The sequence below is a fragment of the Hyphomicrobium sp. genome, assembly GCF_036262015.1.
In the GTDB taxonomy this organism is placed as follows: domain Bacteria; phylum Pseudomonadota; class Alphaproteobacteria; order Rhizobiales; family Hyphomicrobiaceae; genus Hyphomicrobium_C.
In genome coordinates this window covers 156750-174316 of record NZ_DATAJR010000004.1, presented here as the reverse complement: position 1 = coordinate 174316, position 17567 = coordinate 156750, and the positions used below count along the sequence as shown (strand labels likewise).

Annotated in this window: 18 protein-coding genes; 9 read left to right on the top strand and 9 right to left on the bottom strand. The window is 60.7% G+C overall.

Annotated features, from left to right (window positions below; all coding sequences use genetic code 11):
• Positions 1–10 precede the first annotated feature (10 nt).
• The 4 genes from VHO05_RS01840 to VHO05_RS01825 all read right to left on the bottom strand — a co-directional run bounded on the left by VHO05_RS01840 (position 11) and on the right by VHO05_RS01825 (position 4642).
• A complete protein-coding gene (locus VHO05_RS01840; RefSeq protein ID WP_329644908.1) occupies positions 11–1804 on the bottom strand; it encodes a type I secretion system permease/ATPase in 1794 nt (597 codons plus the stop codon).
• Between the two features lie 170 nt (positions 1805–1974).
• Positions 1975–2313 carry a hypothetical protein gene (locus VHO05_RS01835; RefSeq protein WP_329644907.1) on the bottom strand — a complete coding sequence of 113 codons (339 nt, stop codon included), beginning with the start codon at positions 2311–2313 and terminating at the stop codon, positions 1975–1977.
• 153 nt (positions 2314–2466) lie between these two features.
• Positions 2467–3066, bottom strand: a complete 600-nt coding sequence (locus tag VHO05_RS01830; RefSeq protein WP_329644906.1) for a response regulator transcription factor — start codon at positions 3064–3066, stop codon at positions 2467–2469.
• Complete coding sequence (locus VHO05_RS01825) at positions 3050–4642, bottom strand: ATP-binding protein (protein ID WP_329644905.1); 1593 nt, start codon at positions 4640–4642, stop codon at positions 3050–3052. The genes VHO05_RS01830 and VHO05_RS01825 overlap by 17 nt, the downstream gene beginning before the upstream one ends.
• 221 nt (positions 4643–4863) lie before the next feature.
• On the opposite strand from VHO05_RS01825, the gene VHO05_RS01820 reads away from it, so the two are divergent.
• Entirely contained in the window at positions 4864–5067 is a 204-nt protein-coding gene (locus VHO05_RS01820; RefSeq protein WP_329644904.1) for a hypothetical protein, read from the top strand.
• 154 nt (positions 5068–5221) lie between these two features.
• Complete coding sequence (locus VHO05_RS01815) at positions 5222–5674, top strand: universal stress protein (RefSeq protein ID WP_329644903.1); 453 nt, start codon at positions 5222–5224, stop codon at positions 5672–5674.
• 31 nt (positions 5675–5705) lie between these two features.
• Here VHO05_RS01815 and VHO05_RS01810 read toward each other — a convergent pair whose 3' ends face one another.
• Together VHO05_RS01810 and VHO05_RS01805 are read right to left on the bottom strand one after the other, a co-directional pair.
• Entirely contained in the window at positions 5706–6587 is an 882-nt protein-coding gene (locus VHO05_RS01810) for an SGNH/GDSL hydrolase family protein (protein ID WP_329644902.1), read from the bottom strand.
• On the bottom strand, positions 6554–7627 hold the full coding sequence (locus VHO05_RS01805; RefSeq protein WP_329644901.1) for an OpgC family protein: 1074 nt from the start codon (positions 7625–7627) through the stop codon (positions 6554–6556). The genes VHO05_RS01810 and VHO05_RS01805 overlap by 34 nt, the downstream gene beginning before the upstream one ends.
• Positions 7628–7843: 216 nt before the next feature.
• Here VHO05_RS01805 and VHO05_RS01800 point away from each other — a divergent pair, with 216 nt between their 5' ends.
• The gene (locus VHO05_RS01800; RefSeq protein WP_329644900.1) at positions 7844–8641 is read left to right on the top strand and encodes a tellurite resistance TerB family protein; all 798 of its coding nucleotides are present in this window, start codon (positions 7844–7846) and stop codon (positions 8639–8641) included.
• Between the two features lie 31 nt (positions 8642–8672).
• On the opposite strand, the gene VHO05_RS01795 is transcribed toward VHO05_RS01800, so the two are convergent.
• Positions 8673–9608, bottom strand: a complete 936-nt coding sequence (locus VHO05_RS01795; RefSeq protein WP_329644899.1) for a hypothetical protein — start codon at positions 9606–9608, stop codon at positions 8673–8675.
• Between the two features lie 120 nt (positions 9609–9728).
• On the opposite strand from VHO05_RS01795, the gene VHO05_RS01790 reads away from it, so the two are divergent.
• Positions 9729–10154, top strand: coding sequence for a low affinity iron permease family protein (locus tag VHO05_RS01790; RefSeq protein ID WP_329644898.1), 426 nt, complete (start codon positions 9729–9731; stop codon positions 10152–10154).
• Between the two features lie 37 nt (positions 10155–10191).
• Here the strand turns inward: VHO05_RS01790 and VHO05_RS01785 are convergent, their stop codons facing one another.
• Complete coding sequence (locus VHO05_RS01785) at positions 10192–10341, bottom strand: hypothetical protein (RefSeq protein WP_329644897.1); 150 nt, start codon at positions 10339–10341, stop codon at positions 10192–10194.
• A 176-nt stretch (positions 10342–10517) separates the two neighbouring features.
• Between VHO05_RS01785 and VHO05_RS01780 the strand changes: the two genes are divergently transcribed.
• Complete coding sequence (locus VHO05_RS01780) at positions 10518–10883, top strand: hypothetical protein (RefSeq protein WP_329644896.1); 366 nt, start codon at positions 10518–10520, stop codon at positions 10881–10883.
• Positions 10884–10904: 21 nt separating this feature from the next.
• Here VHO05_RS01780 and VHO05_RS01775 read toward each other — a convergent pair whose 3' ends face one another.
• Positions 10905–11861 carry a homocysteine S-methyltransferase family protein gene (locus VHO05_RS01775; RefSeq protein WP_329644895.1) on the bottom strand — a complete coding sequence of 319 codons (957 nt, stop codon included), beginning with the start codon at positions 11859–11861 and terminating at the stop codon, positions 10905–10907.
• A 224-nt stretch (positions 11862–12085) separates the two neighbouring features.
• Between VHO05_RS01775 and VHO05_RS01770 the strand changes: the two genes are divergently transcribed.
• The 4 genes from VHO05_RS01770 (at position 12086) to VHO05_RS01755 (ending at position 17541) form a co-directional block, all read left to right on the top strand.
• A complete protein-coding gene (locus VHO05_RS01770; protein ID WP_329644894.1) occupies positions 12086–12718 on the top strand; it encodes a TetR/AcrR family transcriptional regulator in 633 nt (210 codons plus the stop codon).
• A 14-nt stretch (positions 12719–12732) separates the two neighbouring features.
• The gene (locus VHO05_RS01765; RefSeq protein WP_329644893.1) at positions 12733–14988 is read left to right on the top strand and encodes a hypothetical protein; all 2256 of its coding nucleotides are present in this window, start codon (positions 12733–12735) and stop codon (positions 14986–14988) included.
• 13 nt (positions 14989–15001) lie between these two features.
• The gene (locus tag VHO05_RS01760) at positions 15002–16381 is read left to right on the top strand and encodes a hypothetical protein (protein WP_329644892.1); all 1380 of its coding nucleotides are present in this window, start codon (positions 15002–15004) and stop codon (positions 16379–16381) included.
• A 92-nt stretch (positions 16382–16473) separates the two neighbouring features.
• Positions 16474–17541, top strand: a complete 1068-nt coding sequence (locus VHO05_RS01755; protein WP_329644891.1) for a hypothetical protein — start codon at positions 16474–16476, stop codon at positions 17539–17541.
• The last annotated feature ends 26 nt before the right edge of the window (positions 17542–17567 follow it).

The window sequence follows — 17567 nt, the reverse complement described above, 5'->3', positions numbered from 1 at the left end:
GATGATCTCCTCAACCCGCCGCGGCTACGCCTTCGCCCACGACCTTCAGGCCGGGCGGAAGCGCTCGCATCAGCGAAGCTGCAATGGATGGGGCCACCGGGACCGGGGCGGGTAGCGGCTGGGCGGCCGGCTGCAAAACCGACTTCAGAACCTCGTCGCGCGGGCCGAAGGCTTGGATCTGGCCTTTGGCGAGGGCAAGAACCTTGTCGAGACCTGCGAGCGCCGACGGGCGATGGGCGACGACGACGACGATGCCGCCGCGCTCCCGCACTGAACGGATGGCCGACGTCAAGGCCATGTCGCCTTGCGTGTCGAGGTTGGAGTTCGGCTCATCGAGGACGACGAGGAAAGGATCTCCGTAGAGCGCACGTGCAAGTCCCAGACGCTGACGCTGTCCGGCCGACAGCTTCATGCCGCTATCCCCGATGCGGGTTTCGTAGCCGTCGGGCAGGTGCACAATCATGTCGTGGATGCCGGCAAGCTTGGCGGCGGCGATGACGATTTCGCTCGAGGCCTGCGGGTCCATGCGCGCGATGTTCTCGGCGACCGTACCGTCGAACAGGGCGATGTCCTGCGGGAGATATCCGATGTCGCGGCCGATCGCTTCGGGCGCCCATTGATCAAGGGTGGCGCCGTCAAGCCGCACGCTGCCGCCGCGCGGAAGCGGATTCCAGGCACCGACGAGGGCGCGAATGAGGGTGGATTTTCCGGCGGCGCTCGGTCCGATGACGCCGAGCCCATCGCCGGCTTCCAGCGCGAAAGAGATGTTCGTGATGGCGGGCAGCGTTTCGCCCGGCGGAGCCACAGACAAGTCCTTGACCTCGAGCTTCTCCTTCGGGCGCGGCAGGGCGGTCGCGACCTCGCGTGCCGGCAGTGCCGAGAGCAGCGTGTCGAGCCGCTTGATGCTCTGGCGCATGCCGACGAAGCCCTTCCAGTTGGCAATCGCGACCTCGATCGGCGCAAGCGCGCGCGAGAGCACGATGGAGCCCGCAATCAGAGAGCCTGGCGACAGCTCGCCCTGGATGGCGAGATAGGCACCAAGGCCGAGAATGCCGGACTGTAGAAGCAGGCGCAGCACCTTCGAGACCGACCCGATGCCACTCGCGGCGTCGGACATAGACATCTGGTCGACCAGGTAACGCTCATTCACCTTCTCCCAGTTGCCGACCATGCGACGGCCCAGCCCCATGGCCTGGATAACCTCCGCGTTGCGACGGGCGGCATCGCTGAAGGCGTGGCGCTCGGAGCTGCTCTTAGTCGCATCCTTGGCTGGCTTCCTGGTCTTCATCTCGGTGATGGCGGTCAGCGCCACCAGCAGAATAGCGGCGGCGAGGGCGAAGAGGCCGAGCATGGGGTGCAGGAAATAGATGAGGCCGATGTAAACGGGCAGCCATGGCATGTCGAACAACGCCGTCGGCCCAAGGCCGGACAGGAACGAGCGGATCTGATCGAGGTCACGCACCGGCTGAAGCGCATCCGTGCCCTGGCGGGCGCGTAGCGGCAGAGCGAGCAGCGCCTCCATCACGCGCGAACGGAGCTGACGATCGATGCCGAGACCGATGCGGCTCAACGCACGGACACGCGCGAAATCGAGCGCGCCGTAGGCCGCGTATAAGATGACGAGGAGAAGCGTGATGCCGATCAGCGTCGGGACACTGCGCGAGGGCAGTACGCGATCGTACACCTGCAGCATGTACAGCGAGCCGGTGAGCACCAGGACGTTAATGATGCCGGAGAACAAACCGACACCGAGAAACGCCAGACGCGATTTTCCAATCGCCGCTTTAACGCTTGATGCTGACACGGAAGCCCTCGTGACCTATGCGAAACGTCGATCGTGAGCCCAAAAAGCTCGCGATGAGGGGACGGATGCATAGGCCGGGCCAACAGATCTGTCCTAAAATCAGCCAGTCCGGGTACGGAATTCCGTGAAAGAGGCCCGTTAATATTAACGGTTGTCCCAACTCCGAAAAGTTATCTGCAGGGGCGTGCTTCAACCTGACAATCGACGCCAGACGTCGACTTAGAGCAGCTGATCCGCTTGCCGACCGCCTTGCTGAAACGGGCCCAATCGCTTCCGTACTCGAAATCCGTGAAGCTCTGCCAGGAGGCAACGGCGTCCCTCTGTGCCGCAGCCTTGGTGGAGCCAGAGCCACTGCCGTAATGGTAGTGGTCCGTCATGCACATCTTGCCGCCGACGCGTGCTTGATTGTGCATGGATGCAAAGCCGGTCTGGTCGGCCATCGCCGGAGCAACGCCGGCAGCGAGAATGACCGCCGCCGCACCCAAGCGGAATGAAGCAAAGCTTGCCATTTTTACGACCCCTCATGGCTTCCGATCTTCGCATTTTGGCAGATTCAGATTGCGGGCTCGACAGCGCGCCGTCGAAATGCCCACAGCCGAGGTAATCACATCACAGCGCACGGCGTTCGCGGTCGGGAGAATTCCTTAAGGGCGCAAGATCCGTCACTCGATGCCGAGTGCCATCCCCATTCGTACGAGGTCCGCAATGGAGCGCGCGGACATCTTCGTCATTACCCAAGTGCGATGGATCTCGACAGTGCGAGGACTAATCCCGAGCTGCTGTCCGATCTCCTTGTTGGAGAGGCCGCGAATGAGGAGCTGCATGGTGTCGCGCTGTCGCTCGGACAACGAGGCCAGTTTCGCTTTCAAGTCCTCGAGCTCAAGTCGCACCTTGAGACTGCTCTCGGAGGCGACAAGGGCCTGCTCCACGCTGCCAACGAGGCGGTCGTTGCTGAACGGCTTCTCGACGAAATCGAACGCGCCCAGCTTGATCGCTTGAACCGCCAGCTCGACATCGCCATGGCCCGTCATCAGGATCAGTGGACGCGAATCGTCGGAACTCTGCAAAGTGCGCAAGAGATCGAGACCGGAAATCTCTGGCATACGCACGTCACTGACGATACAGCCGGCCGCAAACGGTGCTGCGAGAAACGCGACCGCGCTCTCGTAGGCGTTCACGGTCATCCCATGCGTCTCGAGAAGCATCGCGACAGCTTCCCGTACTGACGCTTCGTCGTCGATGACGCTAACGGTCTTGCTCATCGGCCTCCCTTTCGATCGGCAGTTTCATGGCCACGCGCGATCCCCGCGACGACGTGACGATCGTAAGATTTCCTCCATGCGCCTCGGCAATGGATCTCGCCACTGCAAGACCGAGGCCCGATCCTTCCGGTTTTGTGGTCGTAAACGGAGCGGGTTCGTTGACGTCAAATCCCGGCGGAAATCCCGGGCCATCGTCCTGCACCTCGATGCGAGCGTCATCGTCACCGGTTGCCGCGACATTCACAACGATCGTGCCGCCTCTACCCACCTCTAATATTGCTTCGGCACTGTTGACGATCAGATTATGGACGGCCTGCTGAAGCTGGACGCCATCCGCCTTCAACAGTGGAAAATCGGGCTCCACGAGCATCACGAGACGGATTCCCTTCTTCTCCAGATCCTCTCCAAGCAGCATCTCAAGCTCTTCCAGCTTCGATCTGAGATCGATTGTGCGTTTGGTCAGCGTGCCTTGCCGCAAAAGCTCGCGGATACCTTGGAGCACCTCATTCGCTCGAACGCTCTCCGCCTTGATCTTGGCGACCGCCCGCGTGACGAGATCAAAGCGGCCGTCCTCCATCGCCTTCGCCGCGATCCCGGCATACGTGCTGAGCGCCGTCAGCGGCTGGTTTATCTCATGCGCAATCGTGGCCGCGACCTCTCCTGCCGACCGGATTCGCAACGCCCTGTTGATCGACGCCTGCTGGTCGCGCAATCGTGCGGCTGTATCTTCCCGTTCCGCTACGATCGTACTGACAATAAGACCCGTTATTGCCAGGGCGATCATCAAAACCTGCAGCGCGCCAAGCCCGGGATCGGGACCGAAGCGGATTTCAGCGCCGATGATCAAGCCGATCTGAATCAGGAGAAGCGCTACGGCTGCCCCCGGCGGACCATAGCGCAGCGCGATCCAGAGAAGCGGCAAAAACAGCAAATAGAAGAGCTGGAAGGCCGTCGCGTCCTGATAGCCAAACACGATGGCTAGCGTGCCGAAGATCGCCAAGAGTTGCACAAACGCAAGCGCATCCGGCTTCGGCCAAGGCCGATATGTGACAGCCATAAATACGAGCGGTGCCACGACGAGGATGCCGATGATGTCGCCAACTGCGGCCCGCCAAGCGACGGCCACCACTTCCGTCTGAAAAATGGTGCCCGAATAGAGCAGGATGACGACGTAGAGCGCCGACGCCACGAGCGCGGTCGACACGGCGACGCCAATCATGGTGATTGCGTCGCGTACGAAGCGGAACCGCGGATCGAAGGTTGCGATGCGCTGAAGCGCGAGCCCGCCCGCGAGATAGGTGCTTCCGATCGCCAGCGACAAGATCAGCTCCAGCTTGGCGCCAAGCGCCGCCCCCCTGATAAGCAGATCCGCCACAGCGGGCGCGATCAGCACGAACGGTGCATAAAACCATCCACCGAGGAAAACAGCTGCAATGCTCAGGCCCGGCGGCGGGTTCCACGGCGTGATGCCGAGACCGCGATAAGGCTTCACATAACTCACGTAGTCGAGCGCCACGTAGGCCGCGAGGAAGGCGCAGCCCAGCAGAATTCGGCGGTAAACACGGGCGTCGATCATCGGAGGGAACGTCGGCCAGCTTTCTGAGTTACTTCCGCGCGCGGCGCAGGCGCTGCCATATTCCACTGCTGCAGGCCTCGGGCGATACGTAATACTCCCTATGGACTGCCTCTACGTACTGATGCCAATTGCTCGGAAACGGCAATCGCCTCAAGCTTCCCTTGCCGTTAACCACCCTGCCCCCCTGCCCTGACATTCTTATAACGCGAACGGAGGAACCGATGATCGACGCCACCTCTGAGGCCGAGTCTGACCTTCGCCTCCCAGCAGCCTATTCCCAGGGCTTCGCCCATGTCCGCGTGGTTACGCTTGTCAATGCCGACGATCCCGGTCCGTTGACTGTTCCCGGAGAGAAGCGGAACGCAATCGATGCTCCGTTGGAGAATGCGATCGGTCCGGCTCTCGAAAATCGCCGCGGTCGTTGACTAGGAGCTGAGTATGCACATGCAGAAGCCGAACATGCCGACCGGAACAAAGCTGTTCGACCTCTTTCTTGTCGCGTCCGCGGTCGCGTTGATCGCGCTCAATTTCATGGTTTAGCCAAACCAACTGAGGCCGGTTGGCCTCGCCGGATTTGCAATGAAACGAATGCTCGTGGTTGTCGATGGCTCGGTGCAAGCTGGTCTTGCTCTTGATCGAGCCCTCGAAATTGCGAGCGCTCTATCTGGCTCGGAACTCATCCTGCTCAACATCATGGCCCCGCTGACGCCCTGGCAGATTCACCGGGACGCCAGCGCCATGAGCGCGGCTACGTCGGCACGTGTCACGGCACTGGCGATGGCGCGCGCGAAAGTTGCTGGTGTTTCGGCTCGCGCGCGCGTCGAAGCAGGTGAAAAGGCCACGATCGCCGTCAGGATCGCACGCGAGGAGCAATGCGATCACATCTTCCTGCCGGAACGGGAAACCACGCCGGTTGCCCGCGCGCTCATGAACCTCACCGGTCTCTGTGCGAATACCGCTGCAAACCGCGTTCTCTCGCTATCGAGCGTGCCGGTCACGGTTGTTGCGCACGAGGCTCGCGCGGATGCTTGAGGTGCATCCGCCAAACGCCGACTAAAATCACTTAGTGCATCGCGCCGTTTTCTGTATCGGCCTGAAGAATACCGGCGACGATGGCGCGTGCCGCATATTCAGCCATGCAGCGATAGCCAAGGTCGTTCAAGTGAAAGCGATCGTTGGCCAAGTACGTCGAGCCGGGGTGCTGGCGCGCGAGGTCGGCCATCGCGTCGTACCGGTTGACGAGAAGAACGCGCATCTCGCTTGCGACGGTCGCGATCTCGTTGACGATCCCCGTGTACAGCGGGTCCTGGGACAGGCGCTCGATGTACTGAGGATCGATCAGCACCACGTCAATCTTGTGCGATGCGAGCCATGTCAGGGTTTCGCGCAGCTGGTTACCGAAATCTTCGGCGTCGATGCGCGCCAAGGCATCGTTTGTGCCGACCTGCCACACGACCAGGTCCGGCTTGATTTCGGCAACCTGTGCCTTGATGCGCTCGGCTGCCCCCTCGGCAACCTCACCCGACTGGCCGCGCGTGAACATCTCGACCTTTAATCCATCGATGACGCCTTCGAGGTCGTTTTCGAGGCGAACGGGATAGCTTGCCAATGGAGAGGATGCGCCGACGCCAACTGTCGATGACGAACCGAGAGCGACGACGCGCACCGGACGCTTTTCGAGGATTGCGCGGCGTACGGCCCGCAGCGCGGCGCGTCCCTCATACGCCGGGCTCTTGACCTTGCACTCACTCGAGGCGCGCGGATTGTCCGTACGGACCATTGGCCGGCGAGCTTGAGCCTGGATCGCTCCCGGTTGAACGGGCGCCGCAAGCGGCGCGGCCGCAGGAGCCGTCGTAGCAACGGGATCGGCGGCCATGACGGCAGCAGCTGACGCCACGGCGAAGGCCGCTGTCAGGATTCCGAGGCTTGATACTCTGCGACCCATGCGGTGAACCTCAACAGAAGCAGACCTGACGCCACGATCGCCGTGTCGAGCACGAACGAAGGTCCGTAGATGTACCTGACGATCTGGCCAGCCAGTGCGAGCAGCGAGGCCACGCAAAACACGGCAAGAGAATTTCGCCCAAGGCTACTGCAGTAGCGCACGACGGGTCCTAGTTGGCGTGAAAGTAACGGAAAGGCCGGATAGAAAGCAATCGCGATCGCGAGCATGCTCAAAATTCTCGCGGGAGACAGATAAGCTTTATCAAAAAGAAAGAAATACCTCGGCTCAGGCACAAGCAAGGGGTCCGGCCTGTAGTCCACCCATACGATCGCTGTTCCAATACACACGATCGCAACGGCCAGGGGCCACCCTCTCATCACCCATCTTTCCCAATCGGGGAACTTGCGCTTGGCGGCAATTGCGAGGAAGCCCAGGACTATCAAGAGTTGCCACGACAAAGGATTGAAGAACCACGCACCGCTTGCGGGCCAGCTCGGGAATTGAATTTCGTAAGTGAGGGTCGCTACGTAGAGCGCGAGCGAGGCTGCAAGCGTCAACGTCAACGAGTAGCGGGCGATGACGACGAACACCACGGATAGTAACAGCAGCGCGACGTAGAGCGGCAGGATGTTGAAGTAGCCGATCTGGTACGTCAGCAGCACCATACCGATCGAGGCGCGTACGGTGTCAGAAAATGCCGGCCCCGCATTGTGCCACTCCAGCAGCAGCGGATCCGTGAACGCGATCGCACTTGCTCCGAGCATCGCGATCGCGACAGAAATGCTGACGATCTGGGCTTGCCAGATCTCGAATGCGCGCATCAACAGACGGAAGACGACCTGTCCAACCGGCCTTACTCTCGTTCCGTTTGCGACGAAAGCAAGGGAGCATCCGGCCAGGAAGACGAACAATTCTGCCGCATCGGATATCGCGTAGTTGCGAAGCGTCAGGATCGAGTAGTCGAGGCCAGGAACGTGATTGACGAAGATCATGACGAGTGCGACGCCACGCCAAAAATCAATCGCATTGGGGGGCCGCATGTCGCGCTCTCGGGTCTTCTTGATCTTGTCGTGCCCGATGGGCGTGCCTGAGCGTTAAAGCGTACCTGGGTGCCCGAAACAAGCGCTTGATCTTGAAACCCCCTCAGTATCTCGCTCGACGTGATTGTGCGCCGCGACCTTTTTCGCACTGCAACCTTGAGGTCTACGTGGTTCTCCCTATCTACGCGTCTACAGGAGAAAACTTGGGAGACCTCAATGATCGACGCATCGAAGCTTCTCGACTTGGTACTCGGGGGAGCGCAAGGGCCGCAGGGCGCGGGATCGGTACCTGCGACGCGCCCGGGTTATGATGCCGGCGCACAAGGCGGCCCACAAACAAGCGATCTTCTCGAACAGGCAAAAAGCTTCCTCGGAAGCCGGGGCGGAAGCTTTGCAGGCGGCGCGGCAGCCGGCACGCTGGCAACACTTCTCCTTGGCAGCGGCTCCGGCCGCGAGCTTGCCGGTGACGTGTTGAAGCTCGGCGCCGCGGCGGCCGTCGGCGGCCTCGCCTACAAAGCCTATAGCAACTACCGCGAAGGTAAGCCGCTGGTCGGGACACGAGCAGCCGAGTACATCGCGGCCGCCCGGTCCGGGGCAACGATCCCCGGTGCACCTCCGGCAAACGAACACGCGCTTCTGCTGCTGAGAGCAATGATTGCTTCGGCTCTCTCCGACGGGCTCATCGATGCGACCGAGCGCCAGCGGATCGTCGGGCGCCTGGGCGATGCTGGTGTGGGTGGAGAGGAGCAGCAGTTCCTCGATCGCGAAATCGCGATGCCTTGGTCGCCCCAGCAGTTCGCTGCGGCGGCGGCAACGCCGGAGGTTCGCAGCGAAGTGTATCTGGCGTCGGCGATCGCTATCGAAGCCGACACGCCCGCCGAGAAGGCTTACCTTCGCTATCTCGCGGCTACGCTCGGCCTTGAAGACGCACTCGTCGACCATCTCGATGCAGCGGTTCAATCCGCGAAGGCGCCGGCGAGCTCGGTGCCCCAGGTGCGCGCGGCCGGGGCCTAGTCGGGCTTACCCGTGTGCGGCAAACGGCAAGTTAAATACCTGCTCCGCGGGGCTGAGGGTTCTCCTCATCCCCGCGGACTTCCACGACGCCGACCTCACGATCCAGTACGTAGATCATGCGGTCGGGAAGCTCGCGTGCCAGCCGGATGGCGAGCGGGCGGGCCAAGGCTTCGTGCGCCCGATGCTGATCTTCGCTCCATAGGCTTTCCGCCGGATCGTCCGGATTGAGAGACGCCGTGAAGGAACCTGCCCAGGCGTTGAGATCGTTTGTCAGCTCAACGGAGAGGTTCAGCTCTTCCGGCGCAAAGTCTCCGTAGACATCCTCGTCGAGCGCCCAAAGGGGGTGGCATTGGTAGTCCGCCATCACCTTGATACGGGTGCAATCCGCAGGGTTCTTGTGTGATCCCTCAGGGGAAGCTGCACCGAATCCGGCGAGCGGCGACCTGGATCCAACACCAGACGGCAATTTGGTGAGCATCCAGAACACGTAGACCACGTATGCCACGAAGGCTCCTGCCGGAATGGCAGCAAGAGGCCCGTCGGCATCTCTCCAGCTCCCCAGTTTACCTTGCGAGGCGGCCCAGATGACAAACGCGGTAGCCGCCAAGTAGATCACGAATGCATTCGTGGACTGGCGGCGGCCGGCGGCGGGGGTTGGTTCCGCGGCGTCAAAATATCGGGGCGCAAGAAAGAACAGATAGACGGCCTGTCCGGCGGCGGACACGAGAAACAGCCAAACGGCGACGTCCAATAGAAAAGCGAGCGCCATCCCTCCGGCCAGAACCAAACCCGCCGCCCCGAGCAGCCAATAGGTCTGCGCGGTTTCTCGGGGATCCGGCCGCTGCGCTCCGATCGCCGCGATCGCGCGGTCCAAAAAATGCGATGTCAGAGCAGCCCGCGTCGCTACATATCCGGCAAAGGCATAAAAAGCGCCAATGGCGCACAAACCTATCTTGATCCCGTCCACGGGGCTCAGCTCCGTCCTACGCGAGGTGCTCCGTATGCTTCTTAGCCGAACGGGCATCAATCGTGGCACTTTTTTGGGGTGCCGAACGAGCCCGCGGCCGGGAATGATCAGGAGGTTGCAATGACGGACATGTTTTGGCGCTTTTCAGATGCTGCTTCGCACGCGGTCGGCACGTACTGGGCGTTCCTCCTTGCGTGCGTGGTCGTCGTCGTGTGGGCGGGCACCGGTAGCTTTTTCGGCTACTCGGATACGTGGCAGCTCGTCATCAACACGGGTACAACAATCGTTACGTTTCTCATGGTGTTCCTCATCCAAAATACGCAGAACCGGGACGCGCGCGTGGTGGCGCTCAAGCTCGACGAACTTCTAAGAGCTGTCGAAGGCGCGCGGACCAGCATGGTCGAACTCGACGACATGTCGGACGACGACCTCACGCTCGTTCAGCGGGAGTTTCACCGCTTGCGTGAGAAGTACGCGCCCTTGATCGACGATGATCTTGCCCATGTGGAACAAGAGCTACGCGCGCGCAAAAAAGGCGGGCATTGAGTGCACACTCGACGCCCGCGGTTCTCTGACTGACGGCCTACGCAGGCGACTGCAGGTAGAAGAACACGTACACGATGGCAGCCACAATGACCGCAATGACGAGTGAGCGTGTTAGTACGCGGTAGTTGGTTTGCTGCGGCGTAGCCTGTCGCGCTTCCGTAGGTGTGATGACCTTGCGATCTGCCATATTTCGCCTCCTCGCGATGTCCCAACCAACGCGGTAGCGAGGGGCTTTGTTCCTCTGAAATGGCGGAGGAATCCCGGCGCAATGAGGTTGTTCATTCCTACCTAAAAGGAATGAATTATCGATTTGTTCACCAACATTTCAGATGCTCTCTCAAGGCGCAGGGAATGGGTTTGAACATGGCTATCTGGAAGACGCTGGTATCTACGCTGTCGGGAGACCACCCGTCGAAGCCGACGAAATCCGACGGCCGCACTTTGAAGCCGACCGACTTCCGCAATCCGCAAAGGATGAAGGAGGGTTATATCTGGTCGGAAGGCATGATCATGCCACGCCCCTGCACCATTCGCGACATGTCGCCCCTCACCGCGCAGATCGTACTCTGGCAAGAGGATATCAAACCGCATCTGCTGGCGCGTCCGCTCAAGCTCTATTCCAGCGCCGACAAGAAGGAAGCGGACTGCGTGGTCGCGAGCAGCGATGGAAACGTCTTGTCGCTGCGGTTTCTCGGTGCCTTCAAGGTGCCGACACGCCGGTACCCGTAGCGTCGGCGCCAGAGTTCGCCCTCACGCGGCCATCTTCGCTGTCCTGCACGCCGTGCTGATAAAGCCGACATGACGGCTATCGGTGCCGCAGCAGCCGCCGACGATCGATAAATTGGGAAAGCGCCGCATGAGATCGCGGTATTGATTGCCCAACTCAACCGGGTCGCCTGCGTCGAGATCCGGCGCCTCGTTGAGTTCGGCATGGCTGCGCCTAGATGCATTTGCGCGCAGACCTGTGAGGCGCACGCGCCAATCCCCCTCTGCCGCCAATGCATTCTCGATGTGCGTGGGGTGTGCGCAGTTGATCATGTAGTAGGCTGGCCCGTTTGCGGTTGCCGCATCACAGGCTTCAATCGCGCCGCTCAGGGTTTGGCCCGTCGGCAGCAAACCATCGGTCTCCAGGGTGAATGAAATCGCGACCGGTATAGAGACAGCCTGTGCCGCGCGTGTGATGCCGATCGCTTCGTTGACGTTCGTCAGTGTGAATGCACACACCATGTCAGCTCCGGTATCGGAGAAAACCTCGATCTGCTCGCGGTGATAGGCTTCCGCCTCGTCGAGCGTCATGATGTTTCCCGGTTCGTATCCGTCGCCTCGCGGTCCGATTGCGCCGCTCACGACCATCGCCGCCGCCGGCGTTTCGAACTCGTCCCGCAATTCCTGCATCAGCTCGATACTGTCGCGATTGACTGCCGCGAGGGCGTCCCTGGTGTATCCGAGCTTTGTGCCCCATTCAGGGTTGGCGCGCCACGTCGGGCTGTCCAAAATGAAGCCGAAACCGTTCTGGCGCGCACTCTCGATGTAGGGAAGATAGTAACGGCGCAAAGTTACCCTGCCCTTTTGCGTGCGCATGAGATCGAATGCCGCGAAGTGGGGTAGATCGAGGCCATTGTGGAAGATCAAAGTCGTTTCGAGGCCGCCGTCGGTCAGAAAGAGACCGCCGTCGCACTGGGGCAGCTGCTTGCGGTACTTGCTCATAGGTTCGCGCTCCTCTGATTGCTGCGGCCGAGTTCGAAACTTCGGCCGCCGATCAGCAGAACAGCTATGGAATGCCGCGCGCGGCGGCTAGTGAACCCGTGGTGCAGTTGCGCGAAACTATATTTTCCAGGTATGAGTCAGCCGGTTACAGCCGTTACAGCGCCAATATTTGTGGCGTGAAATACATTTCTCCGAAGCCAAACTGTACCAAAGGTCCAGTTCACATGCTGTCGGACGTGCCAAAGAAAAGAGGCGAGGCCCGGGAGCGCGTTCTGCAGCTTGCCGAGGCGGCTGTGCTCGAGAAGGGTTTCGCGGCGACGTCTATCGACGAACTGATCGCAGCCGCGGGCATTACAAAGAGCGGCTTCTTCTACCATTTCAAGGACAAGACAGAGCTCGCGCGTGTCCTTCTCGAGCGCTACATCGCGCGCGAAACGGGCCTGTTCGACACATTGTTCGGCCGGGCCGACGAACTCAACGAAGATCCGCTGCACGGATTTCTCGTCGGCCTCAAGATGATGGCCGAGATGATGGGTGACCTGCCGAACGGTCATCCCGGGTGCCTCATAGCGGCCTGCTGCTACCAGGAAAGCATGTTCGACCAGGAAGTACGGAACCTGAATAGGTCGGCGGTGCTGAATTGGCGAAAGCGTTTTCGCGACCGGCTCGATAGGATTGCGGAACGATACCCCCCGCGCGCACTTGTCGATCTCGACGATCTCGCTGACATGCTTTCGGCAGTTGTCGATGGCGGCATCGTATTGTCCAAGGTACTCAAGGATAAGGATGCATTACCGCGCCAGGTGATGCTCTACCGTGAATTCGTCCGCGCCACGTTCTCGGATGCAAATTCGTAACGGATCATCCAGCCATGCGGCGTATCGCATTCGGCATTCTGAGCGTCCTGCTCTGGACGTTGGCTGCCTGGCCAATAGATCCGGCGCGCGCCGATGGGGTCGTGCGGCGCGAAATTCTGGCGCTGTACGATTCCGATCATGAGTCCGACGTTGCGAATTCCCGGCTGCATCGCTTTGCGGAAATGCCGCTCAATCATCTCGGTTATCATTTGCTCTATCACGACGTGAACGAGCCGCTTCCGGAGCCCAAAAGCCTCATGGGGTATGCCGGGGTCATGTCGTGGTTTGCCGATCCTCTCAAGAACCCTTTCCCCTTTTTGGGATGGGCCAGCAAGGTGGTCCGTCAGGGCACGAAATTCGTCATACTCGGGGAAACCGGGGCCGATCCCACGGGCACCGCCCGGGTCGCGCTCAACATGTTCGTCGGCAGCATTGGCCTCGGCTTCACCAGCGGCTACGTCAGCACGACCTTCGGCACGCGCGTGCTGGTCAAAGATGCGTCGATGATCGGATTCGAGCATGATCTCGATCCGACCTTCCCTTCCTATCCCATCACAGAGATCGTCGCGCGCGATGTCCAACCCCTGCTCTCCGTGCAAGCTCCGCGCCGCGATCGCGACCGTCGCAGCATTCTCGTTGCTACGAGTCCGCGCGGTGGCTACGCGGCGTTCGGATATGAGTTCTTTCCCGAACTGCAATCCCTCGAACTCGGACAGTGGATCATCAATCCATTTGAGTTCTTCCGCCGCGCATTCGGAAGCGGATTTGCTCCTATTCCCGACGTCACCACCGTTTCAGGCCGTCGAATTTATTTCAGCCACGTCGACGGTGACGGCTGGAACAACGTGACAACCGTTGACCGGGAGCTGCCGCGCGGCGTGCTTTCGGCGGAAATGATGCTCGACGAACTCATCGCACCGTTCCCGGACCTTCCGGTTACGGTGGCCTTGATAGGAGGCGACGTCGACCCCAGGCTTGGCGGAAGCCCGGAGGCTCGCAACATCGCCCGGCGCATCTTCGCGCTGCCGCAGGTGGAGGTGGGGAGCCATACTTACACGCATCCATTCAACTGGGAGTTCTTCGCCAGCTACAATCGAAACCGCGAAATCGCCCTGGTCAAAGAAAATACCCCCGAGCCCGGCCTTGCGAACTACCTGCAGAATTTTAGAGCCGTGCTCGGGTTCGGGCATCGCCACCGGGCCGGTGACTACGTCGCCGGTTCCGCTGATCTACCTCGCGCGTTTATGCGAGACCCATTTGTTCTCGAACAGGAAATTGCCGGCTCCCTTGCATTGGCCGAAAGCCTCGCGCCGCACGGGAAGCGGACGATGGTGCTGCAGTGGAGCGGCAATACGAGGCCTTTCGAGGATGCGATCAAGGCAACGCGTGCTAGCGGAGTTCTCAACATCAATGGCGGCGACTCGCGCTTTGATTCGAGCTATCCGTCCGTCGCCTACGTGCCTCCAATCGGCCGTGCCGTCGGCCGCGAACGTCAGATCTACGCGGTCAACAGCAACGAAAACACCTACACGAACGGATGGACGTCGAACTTCGCGGGGCAGCAACAACTGTCGCAAACATTGGACAACACAGAGTTGCCGCGGCGGCTCAAGGGGATGAATGTCTACTATCACGTGTACTCAGCGGAGCGCCGGGCCTCTCTCGACGTCGTGAAGAGCTTTCTTATGACGGCTCGCAGCTCCAGTATCGCACCAATCACGACATCGCACTATGCAGCGATGGCCAACGGCTTCTTCAGCACCCAAATTGCGCCGCTCGAGCCGCAGGTCTGGTCGATCGCCAACCGCGGCGCACTCGAGACCGTGAGATTTGACGACGCGGAGGAACACACGCTCGACCTCGGACGGAGCCACGGTGTGCTCGGGCAGAACCGTCATGCAGGATCACTCTATGTCGCGCTCGATCCCGACGTGCTCGATCCGATCGTTGCGTTGAATGCCGGAAAAGGCGGCCCGACGGGCGGAGCGTCTCTTGCGGAGAGCCGTTGGCGGCTGCGAGAACTGGCGAGAGGCGACTGCGGCTTTCGCTACCGAACCCACGGCTTCGGTCCCGGAGAATTCGTTTGGGAGGGGCTCACTCCCGGGGCGGGCTATCAGATCACGGCCGAGAGAGCTGAAAGGGAGACATGGACTGCGAAAGTCGAAGCTGACGACGAGGGCAAGCTGGAATACACTCTACCTATTAAGGATATGAGCCGTTTCGTTAACACTAACGAACTCACCACGGTTAGAGTGGAGTGTGTGCCCTAGACTGAGGTCGCTCATGCGCGCGGTGATGCGGTGCCTGCCCGTTGTTGGCGTGGGTGCGCTGGTGATGGGCTTCCTGGCTCTTCCCGGATCCGAAGAGCGTATCACGATGCTGCTTCGCGATGGCAAAACGCTCGAAGCCCGGAACGCCTTGGAATCCCTGTACCGTGCCGGAGACCGGCGCCCCCAGATCTTGCTTCAGGTTGCGAACCTGGATCATGAAGCCGGCAAGCTGACGAACAGCATCCGCTATCTCGAAGCGTACACTTCTGTGCGTCCGGATGATCCTATCCCTCTGCAGCGCCTCGTCGAATTTTATCGGGTGACAGGCCAACTAGATCAGAGCATCGCGACGCTGGAGCGGCTGTTCGCGATCTCGCCTTCGCCGGAGATCGCAGACAAGTTGCTGGGGTTTTACCAGTTGCACGGCCGCCTTGACGCCGAAGAGCACCTTCTCAGGACGCTGATCAACACGCCTTATCTCAAATCCGAGGGGCTCGTGCGGCTCGGCGCTATCGCCGCAAACAAAGAGGATTTCCATACCGCATCAACGGCTCTGGCCCTGCTCGACAGTCAGGCCGATATCCAGATGCAGAGTCCCCGGATCACGCTTTTTCATGTGCTGATCGAGCAGCGACGTTATTCCGAGGCATTCGAAAAGGCCTTGAACTGGACGAAGGCTTGGAAGGACCGTGATTGCGCACTCGATTTCGTTCTCACGTTCGCACGCGCAGGTCAGGGCGATCTGGCTCGCGATTTTGCAAAGTTGCACGACGCGGCGTTCCGGGATTTCACGTTTTCGGCGGTCGATAGCCTCATCGCTACGGGTTTTCGGAACCCCGCCCGCAAGCTGCTGGCCGATTGGATCTCAGAGTCTGGGCCAAAGACGGGACGCGAGGCACGCCGTTTTGTCGAGCTCTCCTCGCAGCTCGGCGATGTCGGTACGCCTTACAGGGCGATGTTCGCGCTCGCAAAGGCATCAGGAAAAGAGCGACAAGCGATGTTGGTTGCGGAGGCAATAGCGGACGGGCATGGCTCGGCGAGCGCGTTTCCGTTTCGAACCCTCTTCTCTCAACGGACCCTCAGGCAACATCCTCTGTTTGCTGCCAAACTCGCGCTGGCAGACGGCAATGTCCCGCTAGCTCGGCAATATTTTGCTACAGTCGACTATTCGCGGCTCGCGCGCGACGATAGGCACACCTGGATTGCCCTCGGGAACAAACTCGATCCGAACGGCATCTATCGAACTCTCATCTACGCTTGGCGCGTAGCGGCTCTCGCTCCAGAGTTTCGCGTGGCATTGGCGGATATCGCCTCCGCGAGAGGCGACTGGCGGACGCATGATGCCGCTCTGCGTGCGAAGAGCGGCAAAGACGCATACGGCTCTTCACGGTGAAACGATAAAATTAATACTAATTAAATCTTTAATTTTAGACACGCTTGAATTGTAGGCACCTACTTACGCTGCTTCAGAATGAAGTTTTTGCAATGGCTCGCCTGTCGTTTCGGACCCTTGTCGGCGATCGCACAGACCGGACACCCGGGCAATCTGGCGTCGGGGCCCGGTTGTTTCCGGCGTTCAAATGGGGAGCTGACTTTTCTCTTTCCTCATTGGCCGGCCTGGAGATCGTAGGCCTCTTCGCGTTGCTGTTGGCCGTCGAACACCTCGCTCCCGGCCGAGGGCCCCTCCCGACCTTTTCTCCGCATCCCTATTGGGTCCCCGTTCTGCTCCTCAGCGTGCGCCATGGTACGGCCGCCGGGCTCGCGGCAGCGCTTGTCGGTATCGCTCTCTATTGGCTGCATGGGGTGCCCAGTCGTATCCCCGACGAAGATTATTATGTCTACGCGCTCCGCGTCTGGCACGAGCCGATGTTGTGGCTGGTGGCCGCGTTGATCCTCGGGGAGATCCGACTTGGACACATTGAGGAGAGAGACACTCTCGCCGAGATGTTGCAGGCGGCACAGCGGCAACGCGCAACAATCGCAGCCCACTGGACGCAGCTTGCGGACCACATCGAGGTGCTTGAACGCGATATCGCAACGGCATCCGAGACGTCCATCGACACGCTGCTTGCGTCTCTTTCAAAGCTCAGGTCTGCGGATGAGCAGGATCTCTCTGCGCCTTTCGTACTCGCTACGACGGCTCTGCTCGGGCCCGATGCGCGCGTTGCCTTCTGGCGCGCGGTCTCTCCACGGGGATCGACCTTCACGCTCGACGAGGACTTGAGCTGCAATCCTGATACCGGTCACGCCCCTCCCACCCTACCCATCCAATTCGGTGGCACGGGCCCGCACCGTGTCCTTTCCATCGCGTGTGATGCCGATCGTCCGGCTCTGAATGGGGCCGGATTGCTCGCTGGACCGGTTCCCAGCTCACGATCCCATGGGCTTCACGGCGTGCTCGTCGTGCAGCACATCGATCGCGATCGGCTATCTACCGGCCCTATCGCTGTATCCATCTTGTGCCAGCAGCTCGCGTTGACACTCGACCGGTGCGACGCCGCCCGCAGCGCCCGGAAGGCGCTGCAAGAGGAGCAACCAAGGCTTGTGTCGTGATGACTTCCCGGCCGAGATATTCCCTC